The sequence below is a fragment of the Mycolicibacterium peregrinum genome (assembly GCF_001665625.1).
Classification (GTDB): domain Bacteria; phylum Actinomycetota; class Actinomycetes; order Mycobacteriales; family Mycobacteriaceae; genus Mycobacterium; species Mycobacterium peregrinum_B.
Genome location: NZ_LZSY01000190.1, coordinates 18,949 through 32,994, shown reverse-complemented (window position 1 = coordinate 32,994; position 14,046 = coordinate 18,949). Strand labels below are relative to the sequence as shown.

Below are 14,046 nucleotides of genomic sequence, written 5' to 3'. Positions count from 1 at the left end.
CTACGCTCGCGGTATGACCGATCACGACAAAGCCGCGGCGCGGCGCGAAATTGCCGACGCTCTGCTCAACGCCCTGAACCGGCGCCACGAGGTGCTCGACGTGATCGTGGATGCCGACGATCGGGCTGCCGCCGTCGAGGCGGTTGCCCAGCTTCTCGGCACCTCACACCTGGCGTCGGAGGCCGTGGTGGGGCTGTCGTTCGCGCAGATCACGAAGGATTCGCGGCGGGGGATCGCCGCCGAACTCGACGACTTGAACAGCCAGCTCAGCTTCACGGTGTCCGAGCGTCCGGCGGCCTCGGGCGAATCGCTGGAGTTGCGGGCGTTCGCCGCCGACACCGACCGCGACATCTTCGTCGCCCGGACCACTGACGTGGGTGCTTCCGGTGACGGATCGGGTGCCCCGGCGGCCGATGTCGACGACGAGATCCGCGCGGCGCTGCGCCGGGTGGACGCCGAAGAGGCCGCCTGGTTCGTGGCGTTGGAGGGCAACGAGAAGGTCGGCATGGTGTTCGGTGAGCTGACGCACGGAGAAGTCAACGTCCGGATCTGGATCCACCCGGAGTTCCGCAAGCGCGGCTACGGTACCGCCGCCCTGCGCAAGTGCCGCTCGGAGATGGCGACGTACTTTCCTGCCGTGCCGATGGTGGTGCGGGCCCCGGGAGCCGAACCCCAGGCCTGACACGTCTGACCGTCTGAGGTCAGGCGGAAGGCGGGCCGAGCAGGCTCGCGACGATGGTGCGGGCCATGGTTTCGGCGCGCTGTCGCGAGTAGCTCTGTCCTTCGGAAAGCAACGGATAGACCACCCCGCCGAGCAGCGCATCGGCGGCCGCTGACGCCAGGTCGGGATCGATCTGCTCGGCGAGCAGCCGGGTGCGCACCGAGTCGAGCAGTGGACGGCTGAAACCTGCCCGCAGCCGCGCAGCGGTGTCCTCGTGTTCCAGTGAGGCGGCGGTCAGGATGCGCAGCATGGCGTTGCCGCGTTCCGTGGTCAGGGCGGACGCGAGTGTGCGGGCCCAGGAGACCAGGTCCGCGGTGACGTCGTCGGTGCGCGGCATGGTGGCCAGGATCTTGTCGGCGTCTTCCAGGAGCACGTCGGCGACCAGCGCGGGCCGGCTCGGCCACCAGCGGTAGATGGTCTGCTTGCCGACCCCGGCTCGGGCGGCGACGGCCTCGATGCTCAGCCCGTCAAAACCCCGCTCCAGCAGAAGTGCTCGGGTGGCCTCGATGATGGCGACCCGCGACTTCTCGCTGCGTCGTCGCGGAGCCGTCGCTTCCTCGGTGGTAGGGGTTCTCGGCATGTCCTCGTTGGTCCTTTGCAGGGATCTTTACACGGAAAGCTACCCACCGTAGTCTCCCACAAGACGAGACGTAGCGTCTCGTGAATTCGGAGAGCAACGAACGCAAGGGCGCATGGCAACAAAGAAACTGGTCATCGGGGCCAGCGGTTTCCTCGGGTCGCATGTCGCCAGGCGACTCGTCGAGCGCGGCGAGGATGTTCGGGTGCTCATCCGCAGCACCAGCTCCACCCGCGGGATCGACGACCTCGACGTGGAGCGGGTCTACGGGGACATCTTCGACCCTGAGTCGGTGCGTTCCGCGATGGACGACTGCGACGTCGTGTACTACTGCGTCGTCGACGCCAGGGCCTGGCTCAGCGACCCGGCCCCGCTGTGGCGAACCAACATCGAAGGACTGCAAGAGGTTCTGGACGTCGCGGTCGAGGCTGGTCTACGGAAGTTCGTCTTCACCAGCTCGATCGCCACCATCGGCATCGCCGAATCCGGGCTTGCCACCGAGGATCTGCCGAACAACTGGCTCGACGTGGGCGGCGACTACGTGCACACCAGGGTGCTCGCCGAACAGATGGTGCTGCGCTATGCCCGCGAGCACGGTCTGCCCGCGGTCGCGATGTGTGTGTCCAACACCTACGGACCTGGCGACTGGTTGCCGACGCCCCACGGGGGTCTGGTCGCCGCCGCGGTACGGGGCAAGATGCCGTTCTACGTCAAGGGCGCGGCAGCCGAGACCGTCGGCATCGCGGACGCCGCCGAGGCACTGGTCCTGGCCGGCGAACGGGGCCGCGTCGGCGAGCGCTACATCGTGTCCGAACGTTTCATGACCGCTCGGGAGATCTACCAGACCGCCTGCGCGGCGGTCGATGTCGAGCCGCCCCGGCGTGGGATTCCGGTCCGTGTGCTGGCCGCCGCAGGCGCGGTGGTCGATCCCCTGGCCCGGCTGCGCAAGAAGGAGAACCAGCTCAGCCCGCTGACCGTGCGGCTCATGCACGTGATGTCGCCGATGGATCACGGCAAGGCGGTCCGCGAACTCGGCTGGCAGCCGAGGCCGACGACGGAGTCCATCGTAGAAGGCGCCCGATTCTTCGCCGCCAGGAGGCGCGCATGACCCACGTGTCCATCGCTCTGACCCCGGAGCAACAGCAGCTCCGTCAGGCCGTCGAGCAGTTCGCGGCCCGGCACGCGCCGATCGATGTCACCCGGGCCGACTTGGAGGATCTGGCAGCGGGCCGACCACCAGCCTGGTGGGACATATTCGTGGACAACGGCTTCCATGCTGTTCATCTACCGGAATCGGTTGGCGGTCAGGGCGGCGGACTGGAGGACATGGCCTGCGTACTGGAGGCTGCGGGCTCGGCGCTGCTGCCGGGGCCGCTGCTCACCACCGCGATCGCCGGGGCCGCGGTGGCAGCCCTGGACGGCGCGGCCGCATCGACCCTCCTCAAAGAGATCACCGCGGGCGCCCGCGCGGTCGTGCTGTCCGGTGAGCACTGTGCCTTCGCGGCCCGGCGTGACGGTGACGGCTGGCGCCTGACCGGGTCGTCCGGGCCGGCCCTGGGCATCTGCTCGGCCCAGCGTGTCGTGGTGCCCTTCACCGACGAGACGGACGGCCTGACCTGGGCAGTGCTGAATCCGGCTGAGGCGCAGGTCGAATCGCGTCGGGGCACCGATCTGACCACCGATCTGGGCATCCTGCATCTGCACGATCTGGCGGTGCCTGCCGGTGCGGTCCTGCCCGGGCTCGACGCCGGCTGGGTCGGCGATCTGACCGTCGCCTTCACCGCGGCGACAGCAGCCGGCATCACCCAGTGGTGTGTGGACACCGTGACCGAGCATCTGCGCACGCGAGAACAGTTCGGCAAGCCGATCGGGACGTTCCAGGCGCTGCAACACAAGGCGGCGATGCTGCTCGTGAACAGTGCGCTGGCGACAGCCGCGGCCTGGGATGCGGTGCGTGCCCTCAACGGGTCCGCGGACACCGACCAGCACCGGCTGACCGCCTGCTCGGCCGCGGTGAGAGCGGTCATGCCGGTTCCCGGCCTCGTCCTTGAGGCACTCACCATGCTGGGGGCGATCGGCTTCACCTGGGAACACGACCTGCATCTGTACTGGCGGCGGGCCACGAGTCTGGCCGCCTCGATCGGTCCGGTGTCGCGGTGGACCCGCGAACTCGGCGAGCTGTCGGCCACCGTCACCCGCGACCTGACGGTGAAACTCGGCGACTCCGATGCCGACTTCCGGGCGGGCGTCGCCGAGATCCTGGACCGCGCACTGTCGTTGTCCGACAACGGCTTCGGATTACAGGACGATCGCGGTGAGTCCCCCGTCGGTGACCGGCGCAACCTGCTGGCCGACGCCGGACTGATCACACCGCACTGGCCCGCGCCGTGGGGATGCGATGCCAGCGTGCGCCAGCAGCTCATCGTGGACGAGGAGTTCGGCAAGCGCACCGGCCTGGCGCGACCCTCGATCGGTATCGCCGAATGGATCCTGCCGAGCGTCATCGCGGCCGGATCTGCCGAACTGCAGGACCGTTTCGTGCCTGCGACGCTGCGGGGCGACCTGTCCTGGTGCCAGCTGTTCAGCGAGCCCGGTGCGGGATCCGACCTGGCCGCCCTGAGCACCCGGGCCGTGCGGGTCGAGGGCGGTTGGCGCATCAACGGGCACAAGATCTGGACGTCGCTCGCACATCGGGCCGACTACGGTGCGCTGCTGGCCCGCACCGACCCGGACGCCCCCAAGCACCGCGGCATCGGCTACTTCATCCTCGACATGCGTTCACCTGGAGTCGAATTCATGCAGATCACCCAGTCCAGCGGGCGCGCCGAGTTCAACGAGGTGTTCCTGACCGACGTGTTCGTGCCCGACGAGATGCTGCTCGGGGACCCGGTTTCGGGCTGGCAGTTGGCCATCAGCACCATGGCCCACGAACGGGTGGCGATCAGCGGCTACGTCCACATCGACCGAATGGGCGCACTGCGTGAACTCGTCGCGGTCAGCCCCGATCCCGACCCGGTCCTGCACGCCATCGGCGAGATCGACGCCTACACCAACGCGCTCAAGGCACTGGGGGTCCGCGAGACGTTGCGCCTGCTCGACGGGCAGCCCCCCGGTCCGGCGTCGAGCATCGCCAAGGTGGCCACCAACGTGATGCTGCGCCGTGCGGCCGAACTCACCCTCGGCCTCACCGGACCGCTTGCCCTGGAGCAGGACAGCCAACCGGCCGTGGTGGCGCCTTACCTGGACCTTCCCGCCGAGTTGATCGGCGGTGGCACCACCGAGATCCAGCTCAACATCATCGCCCAGCTGATCCTGGGACTACCCCGCAAGTGAGGAGTGAGTATGAGACCGCGTAGGGGATTACAGGGCGACGCCGCGATCGTCGGCTACGTCGAGTTGCCGCCCGAACGCCTGTCGAAAGCCTCACCCGCCCCATTCACCTTGGAGCAATGGGCACTGCTGGCAGCAGCGGCACTGGAGGATGCCGGTCTGTCCGCCGAGGAGGTCGACGGCATCGTCACCTCTCATCTGGGCGAGTCGGAGATCTTCGTACCGTCCACCGTGGCCGAATACCTCGGCGTACGAGCGAACTTCGCAGAGTTGCTGGACCTCGGCGGGGCGAGCGCCGCAGGAATGGTGTGGCGGGCGGCCGCCGCAATCGAACTCGGCCTGTGCGACGTGGTGCTGTGTGCCCTGCCTGCGCGTTACATCACCCCGTCCTCCGAGTTGAAGCCCAAGACGCTGACCGATGCGGTGTTCTTCGGATCGTCCAGCAACCAATTCGGCTCGCCGCAGGCCGAATTCGAGATTCCCTACGGCAACCTCGGTCAGAATGGGCCATACGGGCAGGTGGCCCAACGTTATTCCCACGAGTACGGCTACGACGAGCGGGCTATGGCCAAGATCGTGGTGGACCAACGGGTCAATGCCAACCACACCGACGGTGCCATCTGGAAAGACACCCCGCTGAGCATCGAGGATGTGCTGGCCAGCCCGGTGATCGCCGATCCGCTGCACATGCTGGAGATCGTGATGCCGTGCCTCGGTGGGGCCGCGGTCGTCGTGGCCAGCGCCGAGGTGGCGGCTCGTTCCCGCAACCGGCCGGTGTGGATCAAGGGTTTTGGTGAGCACGTGCCCTTCAAGACCCCTACCTACGCCGAGAATCTGTTGGACACGCCGATGCGCAAGGCGGCCGATACCGCGTTCGGGATGACCGAGCTGACGCGCGACCAGATGGACATGGTGTCGATCTACGACTGCTACACGATCACCGTGCTGCTCAGCCTGGAGGACGCCGGATTCTGCGAGAAGGGCAAGGGCATGTCCTTCGTGTCCGATCACGACCTGACCTTCCGCGGCGATTTCCCGCTCAACACCGCAGGCGGCCAACTCGGTTTCGGGCAAGCAGGATTGGCTGGCGGCATGCACCACGTGTGTGACGCCACCCGCCAGATCATGGGCCGTGCCGGCGCGGCCCAGGTCAGCGATTGCAATCGCGCATTCGTGTCCGGTAACGGCGGCATCCTGTCCGAGCAAACCACTCTGATCCTGGAAGGCGACTGAAACCGATGACCGGATTCACCCGGCCGATGCCGGTGAAAACCCCTACCAGCGCGCCCTTCTGGGATGCGCTCGCGCAGCACCGCATCGTCATCCAGTACTCGCCGTCGACGCAGGCCTATGTGTTCTACCCCCGCGTGCTGGCGCCCCGAACCCTCGCCGGTGACCTGGAGTGGCGGGAGATCTCGGGGATGGGCACGTTGTATTCGTTCACCGTGGCCCGCCGGCCGGTGGGCCCACACTTCGCCGATGCTGTTCCGCAAATTCTGGGTATCGTGGAATGGGATGAGGGTCCGCGGTTCTCGACAGAACTCGTCGACGTCGGACCCGAGGAAATCTGCGTCGGTATGCGGGTCAAGCCCGTTTTCTGCGACTACCCGGACGCCTTTGCTGGGACCGGTGTGACAATGCTGCGCTACACGCGGGCTTGATCACATCACTTGGCAGGAGGCTCACAGGAGTGGATTATGGAGTCATGCTAACCATACGAAAACTCATGGGGTCAGTGTTCGTAGCGGGAGCCGCGGTGGCGATTGCAGCAGGACCGACCGCCGCACTTATGACTGACGCGCCCGCGACGACGATCAGTGCTCAACCCAGCGGTGGCGGTGACGCCGGCGGTGGCGGTGGCTGCGACAGCGGCCCCGGCTGGAACGGTTGCGGTGGTTGGAACCCGGTCCAGGGTGGCTGGGGCCACGGCTGCTTGAACGGCATCTGCGGTGGCTGGGACGGCCAGCGCGGTTGGGGCAACTGACACCCCGAGGTGACCATCCCGGCCTGAGCCTGCCGGGATGGATCACCCTGCCATGACCACACATTGGACGCAGAGTCGTCTCGGCGACCTCACCGGCACCCGCATCATCGTGACCGGCGCGACCAATGGGGTGGGCCTCGGTACGGCCAGGGCACTGGCGCGCGCAGGCGCGCAGGTGGTCCTCGCCGTCCGCAACACTGCGCTGGGCGCCGAACGCGCGGCGGAGATCGGCGGGTCCACCGAGGTGATCGAACTCGACCTCGCCGATCTGTCCTCGGTGCAAGCCTTTCCGGGGCGCCTCGAAGGTGACGTCGACATCCTGATCAACAACGCCGGGGCGCTGAGCCAGCACCGCACGGACACGGTCGACGGTTTCGAGACGACCATCGGCACCAACCTTCTCGGACCGTTCGCGTTGACCAATCTGTTGTTCGGCAGGGTCCGTAGACAGATCGTCAACGTCGGCTCCGAAGCGCACAAGTCCGCGACGCTGCACCTCGATGACATGCACCTGCGCCACCACAAGTGGACGGTGATGGGTGCCTACGGCCGGTCGAAGCTGGCCGTCATGCTGTGGGGCCTTGAACTCGACCGCCGCCTGCGTACGGCGAATTCGCCGGTGGTCACCCAACTCACGCATCCGGGCTGGGTCGCGTCCAATCTGCCGAACGTCTCCGACAAACCGTTGATGAGCGCGGTACAGCGCGGCGTCAAGGCGGTGGCCGATGTGTTGGCCAACGACATCGACGCGGGGGCGGCGCCCACGCTGTACTGCCTGAGCGAACCGATCCCGCCAGGAAGCTATGTCGGGGTGGACGGCCGGTTCGGGCTCCGTGGCGGTCCCGTACTGATGGGACGTTCCGCGGTGGCGTGCGACTACGACATCGCCGCCCGCGTCGTCGAATTCGCCGAACGTGAGACCGGCACGACCATCCCGGTCTAGCCGGCCTGCCCGGCCCGGGTCAGGGCCTGGACCGCCGGGCCGAACATGCCCTGCTTGATCGCACCCAGGGTGCCAGAGTCCTTGGCGCCCAACGGCCGCAGCAGTTCGGTGGCCGTGATGGTCACCGATCCCTCGGTGGCCGTGGCGTCGACCAGGCCGTACGCCTTGGCATCGACGCCGCCGAACCGCCGGCCCGTGGTCATCGACGCGACCGCGGCCTGCGGGCTCAGCTTGGCCTGGATCAGTGCGGCCATACCCGGTGTGAACGGAATCCGGATGTCCACCTCGGGAAAGCAGAAGAAACCGCGGTCGTCGCGCATCACGCGGAAGTCGTGGGCGATGGCGAGCATCGCGCCCGCCCCGAAGGCGTGTCCGACCACAGCCGCGACCGTCGGGATGGGCAGGGTCAGCATGCGGGCCAACAGGCCCTGTACCCGGCCGACATACCAATCGCCCTGATCACTGTGGGCGCCAAGCCAATCCAGATCGAGACCGTTGGAATAGAACTTGCTGTCCGCGGTCGTCACCAGGCCGTGTGCGCCCCTGGCGAGGACCGCGTCGAGTTGCGCATCGACTTCGTCGAGAAATTCTGGGGAAAACCGGTTCTCGTCGTCGCCGAGGTCGAGGATGGCGATCTCGCCGTCGTAATCAAGATTTGTGGCCATGGGATTCCTTCCTTCTGGGGTTCGGGGCGGGTCCTACCGCCAGCACGGCCGCCACGGCGGCACTGAGGTGGTGGCGGGAAGTCTGGTCGTCGAGTCGGTTGCGGTGCAACAGGATCGCGGTCGGTAGGTCGACGATGCAGGTCGTCACGGTGTCCACCGCGGCCCGGTCGCGCCGGTCCCACGTGGCCATCGAGAGTTCGATCATCAAGTCCACCAACTGTTTTTCGAGCTCGCGTATCTGTTCGACCAGCTCGGCGGGGAGATCATGGCCGAGCACCTGGTCGCGACCGACCTGCAGCAGCAGTCGCGCGGAGGCCCGGTGGCGTTCGGCGAATATCACCGGAGCGTAGGCGGCCGCGGCGATCGCGCCGGCGCCGCGGTGCGCTGCGGTGACCAGCTCACGCTGCAGGGCCAGGAATCGACGCCCGGCCCGGAGCCAGACCTGGCCGAGCAGTCCGGCCCGGGATCCGAACGAGTGATACAGCGCGCCGTTGGAAACGCCGACGGCCTCGCTGATCGCGCGGATGGTCACCGACGCCGGTCCCGAGTGCACGGCCAGGGCTTCGGCGGCGTCGAGCACCGAATCCGGGTCGTAGACGCGAGGGCGGGGCACTCGGACACCATAACAGAGCAATCGCTCTGTTATGCAAGGGCGGGGTTGACGCGCACTAAGGTGACCCTTAGTTTGTGGGGGTAACTTTCCTGTGGAGGTAGTCGTGGCCGGAACCGGTGTCCCCGCGCGCGTGGGTGGGCGCCCGCCGCTGATCGCGGTGTCCGACATCGTCTCCGCCGGTCGCGAGCTCGGCATGCGCAACCTGAGCATCAATGCCGTCGCCGCCCGACTCGGGGTCTCCGCGACCGCGCTGTACCGCCACATCAGCGGCCGCTGGGAGCTCGAGCGCCTGGTCGGGGAGAGCCTGCTCGCCGAGCTGGAGTTCGTCGACGATCCGGCCCGGTCCGTCGAAGACCATCTGCTGGCGTTCGGGGTCAGCCTGCACCGGTTCACCCTGGACAATCCGGGCTTGGCCACCTACATGCAGGTGCTGTTCCCGCGCGGGGAAGCCGGCGCCCAGCTGCTGACGGACGAGATCGCCGCACTGGGTAGGCGCGGCTACACAGCCGAGGGGGCAGCGCTGCTCAGCAGTTCGGTGGCCGTGCTCGCGATCGGGCTCGCGGCCCAGCACGAACTCAAGGCCGAGGCCAGCGGCGGCGACGAGTTCGTCGTGGAACGCGATGCCGCCGCCCAACGACTGGCCGGTGACGCGGCGCTCGGGCCGGTGCACACGGCGGGTATGCAACTCAGTGGCCCGCAGTATCTGGAACTTCTGATGAACGCGCTGATCCGGGGACTGCTGACGTCCGTGGCCCCCGGCAGGCCGATGACCGACATCGTGGCGGATCTGACCGCCCAGGGAGAGGACCGCTGATGGCACGCGGATTTCAGGGAGTGATGATGCGCGGCTTCGGCGCGCGTGATCACCAGGCGACCGTGGTCGAGACGACCTATCTGACACCGAACATGCTGCGCCTGCGCCTGGTGTCGCCGACGGTGTTCGAGGACGCCATCGCCGAGCCGACGTCGTACCTGCGGTTCTGGGTTCCGGATCCCGACGGCTCGAAGACCGAATTCCAGCGCGGCTACACCATGTCCGAAATGGATCCCGACACCGGGCATTTCGCGGTGGACGTGGTGCTGCACGAGCCGTCGGGACCGGCGTCGAAGTGGGCGCGCACTGCCAAGCCGGGCGACACGATCCCGGTGATGGCCCTGGGCTCCACGGGGTTCACCGTGCCGGACGACCTGCCCGCCGGCTACCTGTTGATCGGCGACGCGGCGGCCATACCCGCCATCAACGGGATCATCGGCGCCCTGCCGCGTGACATCCCGATCGAGGCCTATCTCGAACAGCACGACGAGAACGACCTGCTGATCCCGATCGCCGAGCACCCACGGCTGCAGGTGCACTGGGTCAAGCGCCACGACACGACCTCACTGGCCGCCGCGATCGAGGCCAGGGACTGGTCGGACTGGTACTGCTGGGTGACACCGGAGGCCGGCTCGCTCAAACATCTGCGTGCGCGGCTGAAGGATGAGTTCGGCTTCCCCAAATCAGAACTGCACGCCCAGGCCTACTGGACCGAGGGCCGGGCCATGGGTACCGATCGCACCGAAGCCGAGCCCGGCCCTGAGGCCGAGTCCGAAACCGCCGGCCCCGAAGCTGTTGTGGCCGAGCCTGTTGCCGCCGCAGCCTCGGCTGCGCCCGCACGCGGCACCTGGCGCGCGCAGGGTGCGGGACGGCTGCTGGCCCCACTGAAAACCCCGCTGATCGTGTCCGGTGTGTTGCAGGCGATCATCACCCTGGTCCAGCTGGCGCCCTTCGTCCTGCTGGTCGAGTTGGCCCGGCTGCTGCTGTCCGGCGCTGATGAATCCCGGTTGTGGACACTGGGTTTGACTGCGGTCTGGCTGTTGGGTCTGGGCGCGCTGCTCGGTGCCGGCCTGACCTTGTGGCTGCACCGGCTCGACGCGAAGTTCGCACGTGAGTTGCGGACCCGGCTGTTGACCAAGATGGCCCGATTGCCGCTCGGCTGGTTCACCGCCCGGGGTTCGGGATCGATCAAACAGCTGGTGCAGGACGACACCCTGTCACTGCACTACCTGGTCACCCACGCGATCCCGGATGCCGTTGCGGCGGTGGTTGCTCCGGTGGCCGTGCTGGTCTACCTGTTCACCGTCGACTGGCGCTTGGCACTGGTGCTGTTCATCCCGGTGCTCACCTATCTGGTGCTGATGTCGGTGATGACCATCCAGTCCGGTGCCAAGATCGGCCAGGCGCAACGCTGGGCCGACCGGATGAGTGGAGAGGCCGGCGCCTACCTCGAGGGCCAGCCCGTCGTCCGGGTGTTCGGCGGTGCGGCATCGTCGAGTTTCCGTCGCCGCCTCGACGAGTACATCGGCTTCCTGGTCGGCTGGCAGCGCCCGTTCACCGGCAAGAAGTCGCTGATGGACCTGGTCACCAGGCCCGGTACGTTCCTGTGGCTGATCGCCGCCGTCGGCACCCCGATGATCATCGGTGGCTCGATGGACCCCGTCGATCTGCTGCCGTTCCTGTTGCTGGGCACCACATTCGGCGTCCGGCTGCTCGGTGTGGGCTACGGGCTGGGTGGAATCCGTGGCGGCATGCTGGCCGCCCGCCGCATCCAGAACGCGCTCGACGAGGCGGACCTGGCGCTGCTCGAGCACGCGGACGAGCCGGGTGCGTCGGCCGCAGTGGTGTTCGACGGCGTGACCTTCGGGTACCGGCCGAGCGTTCCGGTGATCCAGGATGTCTCGCTGACCTTGCGTCCGGGCACTGTCACCGCGCTCGTCGGTCCTTCTGGCTCGGGCAAGTCCACTCTGGCCGCGCTGCTGGCCCGGTTCCATGACGTGGGTACGGGGTCGATCCGGCTGGACGGCAAGGACATCCGGTCCCTACCGGCTGACGAGCTGTACCGCCAGGTCGGGTTCGTGCTTCAGGAGACCCAGCTGGTGGCGGGTACCGTCGCCGAGAACATCGCGCTGGCCGACCCGGACGCCGACCAGACCCGGATCGAGCAGGCCGCCCGCGACGCCCAGATTCACGAACGGATCCTGCGCCTGCCCGACGGATATCAGACGGTGCTCGGGGCGTCGTCGGCACTCTCGGGCGGTGAGCGGCAACGTCTCACCATCGCCAGGGCCATCCTGGCCGACACCCCGGTCCTGATCCTGGACGAAGCGACGGCCTTCGCCGATCCGGAATCGGAATACCTTGTGCAGCAGGCACTCAATCGGTTGACCAAGGACCGGACCGTGCTGGTGATCGCGCACCGGTTGCACACCATCACCCATGCCGATCAGATCGTGGTACTCGACGGCGGCCGTATCGCCGAAACCGGCACCCATGAAGAACTGCTCGCCGCGGGTGGGCGTTACCACCAGCTCTGGCAGACCGGTCAGTCACTGCATCCCGGCGAGGCCGTCACCGCAGGAGAGGCTGCACGATGATCCGCACCCTGATCGCTCTCATCCCGGCGGATCGCCGCGGCCGGGTCGGCGTCTACGCCACGCTGACCCTCGTTTCGGTGGTGATCCGCGCGGCCGGCACCGTGCTGCTGATCCCCCTTGTGGCAGCGTTGTTCAGCGATGCGCCGCGTGACGCGCTGCCGTGGCTGGGCTGGCTCACCGCCGCCACGGTCATCGGCTGGATCATCGACACCGCAACGTCACGGCTGGGATTCGATCTCGGCTTCGCCCTGCTCGACAACACTCAACACGATGTGGCCGACCGGCTGCCCGGCATCCGGATGGACTGGCTGGGGGGCGACAACGGGGCGAACACCGCCAACGCCCGTCAGGCCATCGCGGCGACCGGACCCGAACTGGTCGGCATGGTGGTCAACCTCCTGACGCCGTTGATCGGGGCGATTCTGCTACCCGCAGCCATCGGCATTGCGCTGCTGTTCATTTCGGTCCCACTCGGGTTGGCCGCGCTCGCCGGTGTCGTCGTCCTGCTCGGTGCGTTCTGGGCCTCGGGCCGGCTGAGCCGCAAGGCCGACACAGTGGCCGACGAGACCAACCGGGCATTCACCGAACGGATCATCGAGTTTGCCCGCACCCAGCAGGCGCTGCGCGCCGCCCGGCGGGTGGAACCGGCCCGCAGCATGGTCGGCGACGCCCTGGCTGCCCAGCACGGCGCCAGCATGCGGCTGCTGCTCATGCAGGTGCCCGGACAGTTGCTGTTCAGCCTGGCCAGCCAACTGGCACTGCTGATCCTGGCCGGCATGGCCACGGTGCTGACGTTGCGCGGCGCTCTCGGCGTGCCCGAGGCGATCGCGATGATCGTCGTCGCCGCGCGCTACCTCGAGCCGTTCACCTCGCTGTCGGAGCTGGCCCCGGCGATCGAAACCACCCGGGCTTCCCTCGGCCGGATCCGGGCCGTCCTCGATGCTCCTGTCATGGCCACCGGCAGCGCCACGCTGGACACGACCGCCGCGCCGCGTATCGAATTCGAAGGCGTGAGTTTCGGTTACGGAACCACCCCGGTGCTGCAGGACGTCAGCTTCGCCTTGGAGCCCGGTGGTACCACCGCGATTGTCGGCCCGTCCGGTTCGGGGAAGAGCACGATCCTCTCGCTGATCGCGGGCCTGCACCAGCCGACCGCGGGGCGAGTGTTGATCGACGGTGTCGACACGGCCCAGATGGACGCTGAAACCCGCAGGGCGGCAACAAGTGTGGTGTTCCAGCACCCCTATCTGTTCGACGGCACGATCCGGGAGAACATTCTGGTCGGCGACCCGAACGCCGATCCCGGGCAGCTCGCCACCGCGGCGCGACTGGCCCGTGTGGACGAGCTGACTGCGCGGCTGCCCGACGGTGACGGTGCCAAGGTCGGTGAAGCCGGGACGGCACTGTCGGGTGGCGAACGTCAGCGGGTCAGCATCGCGCGTGCCCTGGTCAAGCCGGCGCCGGTGCTGCTGGTGGACGAGGCGACCAGCGCGCTGGACACCGAGAACGAGGCTGCCGTGGTCGATGCCCTGACCGCTGATGAGAAGTCGCGCACCCGCGTCATCGTCGCGCACCGCCTGGCCAGCATCCGGCATGCGGACCGGGTGCTGTTCCTCGATGGCGGAAAGATCGTCGAGGACGGCAGTATCGACGAACTGCTGGCTGCGCGCGGACGTTTTGACGAGTTCTGGAATCAGCAGCGCGAGGCCGCCGACTGGCAGATCACCCACTGACGGAGTGCGTTATCCCTTGAACACAAATTGATGTCCGGGCCGGCGTCGCACCGTTGCTAATGTCACCGA

General features: G+C 67.7%; 13 protein-coding genes. 10 read left to right on the top strand and 3 right to left on the bottom strand.

The features are described from left to right. The first annotated feature begins 13 nt into the window (after positions 1-13). Positions 14-682 (top strand): GNAT family N-acetyltransferase, encoded by a 669-nt coding sequence (locus tag A5779_RS30460; protein ID WP_064887454.1) that lies wholly within the window; start codon positions 14-16, stop codon positions 680-682. 19 nt (positions 683-701) lie between these two features. Here the strand turns inward: A5779_RS30460 and A5779_RS30455 are convergent, their stop codons facing one another. Beyond that, the gene (locus A5779_RS30455) at positions 702-1,301 is read right to left on the bottom strand and encodes a TetR/AcrR family transcriptional regulator (RefSeq protein ID WP_064887452.1); all 600 of its coding nucleotides are present in this window, start codon (positions 1,299-1,301) and stop codon (positions 702-704) included. Positions 1,302-1,413: 112 nt separating this feature from the next. Here A5779_RS30455 and A5779_RS30450 point away from each other — a divergent pair, with 112 nt between their 5' ends. From A5779_RS30450 to A5779_RS30430, 6 genes are read left to right on the top strand one after another with little or no spacing between them, the layout of a single operon-like run. After that, positions 1,414-2,406, top strand: a complete 993-nt coding sequence (locus A5779_RS30450) for an NAD-dependent epimerase/dehydratase family protein (RefSeq protein WP_064887450.1) — start codon at positions 1,414-1,416, stop codon at positions 2,404-2,406. Between the two features lie 5 nt (positions 2,407-2,411). After that, positions 2,412-4,631, top strand: coding sequence for an acyl-CoA dehydrogenase family protein (locus tag A5779_RS30445; protein ID WP_064887511.1), 2,220 nt, complete (start codon positions 2,412-2,414; stop codon positions 4,629-4,631). Between the two features lie 9 nt (positions 4,632-4,640). Continuing rightward, positions 4,641-5,861 carry a thiolase family protein gene (locus tag A5779_RS30440; protein WP_064887448.1) on the top strand — a complete coding sequence of 407 codons (1,221 nt, stop codon included), beginning with the start codon at positions 4,641-4,643 and terminating at the stop codon, positions 5,859-5,861. 5 nt (positions 5,862-5,866) lie between these two features. Continuing rightward, positions 5,867-6,289, top strand: coding sequence for a Zn-ribbon domain-containing OB-fold protein (locus A5779_RS30435; protein WP_064887447.1), 423 nt, complete (start codon positions 5,867-5,869; stop codon positions 6,287-6,289). A gap of 44 nt (positions 6,290-6,333) precedes the next feature. After that, on the top strand, positions 6,334-6,612 hold the full coding sequence (locus tag A5779_RS33250; RefSeq protein ID WP_075920255.1) for a hypothetical protein: 279 nt from the start codon (positions 6,334-6,336) through the stop codon (positions 6,610-6,612). Between the two features lie 52 nt (positions 6,613-6,664). Then, positions 6,665-7,555, top strand: coding sequence for an SDR family NAD(P)-dependent oxidoreductase (locus A5779_RS30430; protein WP_064887509.1), 891 nt, complete (start codon positions 6,665-6,667; stop codon positions 7,553-7,555). On the opposite strand, the gene A5779_RS30425 is transcribed toward A5779_RS30430, so the two are convergent. Together A5779_RS30425 and A5779_RS30420 are read right to left on the bottom strand one after the other, a co-directional pair. Then, positions 7,552-8,220, bottom strand: coding sequence for an enoyl-CoA hydratase-related protein (locus A5779_RS30425; RefSeq protein ID WP_064887443.1), 669 nt, complete (start codon positions 8,218-8,220; stop codon positions 7,552-7,554). The genes A5779_RS30430 and A5779_RS30425 overlap by 4 nt on opposite strands. Further along, on the bottom strand, positions 8,204-8,833 hold the full coding sequence (locus tag A5779_RS30420; RefSeq protein WP_064887441.1) for a TetR/AcrR family transcriptional regulator: 630 nt from the start codon (positions 8,831-8,833) through the stop codon (positions 8,204-8,206). The genes A5779_RS30425 and A5779_RS30420 overlap by 17 nt, the downstream gene beginning before the upstream one ends. Positions 8,834-8,936: 103 nt before the next feature. Here A5779_RS30420 and A5779_RS30415 point away from each other — a divergent pair, with 103 nt between their 5' ends. The 3 genes from A5779_RS30415 to A5779_RS30405 are packed head-to-tail and all read left to right on the top strand — an operon-like array spanning position 8,937 to position 13,977. Then, entirely contained in the window at positions 8,937-9,647 is a 711-nt protein-coding gene (locus A5779_RS30415; RefSeq protein WP_064887507.1) for a TetR/AcrR family transcriptional regulator, read from the top strand. Then, complete coding sequence (locus A5779_RS30410; RefSeq protein ID WP_064887440.1) at positions 9,647-12,244, top strand: ABC transporter ATP-binding protein/permease; 2,598 nt, start codon at positions 9,647-9,649, stop codon at positions 12,242-12,244. Before A5779_RS30415 ends, A5779_RS30410 begins: the two co-directional genes overlap by 1 nt. Continuing rightward, a complete protein-coding gene (locus tag A5779_RS30405) occupies positions 12,241-13,977 on the top strand; it encodes an ABC transporter ATP-binding protein (protein ID WP_064887438.1) in 1,737 nt (578 codons plus the stop codon). Before A5779_RS30410 ends, A5779_RS30405 begins: the two co-directional genes overlap by 4 nt. The last annotated feature ends 69 nt before the right edge of the window (positions 13,978-14,046 follow it).

Coding starts and splice junctions, on each gene's coding strand:
- A5779_RS30460 (WP_064887454.1), top strand. CDS start 14: ATGACCGATCACGACAAAGCCGCGGCGCGGCGCGAAATTGCCGACGCT.
- A5779_RS30455 (WP_064887452.1), bottom strand. CDS start 1,301: ATGCCGAGAACCCCTACCACCGAGGAAGCGACGGCTCCGCGACGACGC.
- A5779_RS30450 (WP_064887450.1), top strand. CDS start 1,414: ATGGCAACAAAGAAACTGGTCATCGGGGCCAGCGGTTTCCTCGGGTCG.
- A5779_RS30440 (WP_064887448.1), top strand. CDS start 4,641: ATGAGACCGCGTAGGGGATTACAGGGCGACGCCGCGATCGTCGGCTAC.
- A5779_RS30435 (WP_064887447.1), top strand. CDS start 5,867: ATGACCGGATTCACCCGGCCGATGCCGGTGAAAACCCCTACCAGCGCG.
- A5779_RS33250 (WP_075920255.1), top strand. CDS start 6,334: ATGCTAACCATACGAAAACTCATGGGGTCAGTGTTCGTAGCGGGAGCC.
- A5779_RS30430 (WP_064887509.1), top strand. CDS start 6,665: ATGACCACACATTGGACGCAGAGTCGTCTCGGCGACCTCACCGGCACC.
- A5779_RS30425 (WP_064887443.1), bottom strand. CDS start 8,220: ATGGCCACAAATCTTGATTACGACGGCGAGATCGCCATCCTCGACCTC.
- A5779_RS30410 (WP_064887440.1), top strand. CDS start 9,647: ATGGCACGCGGATTTCAGGGAGTGATGATGCGCGGCTTCGGCGCGCGT.
- A5779_RS30405 (WP_064887438.1), top strand. CDS start 12,241: ATGATCCGCACCCTGATCGCTCTCATCCCGGCGGATCGCCGCGGCCGG.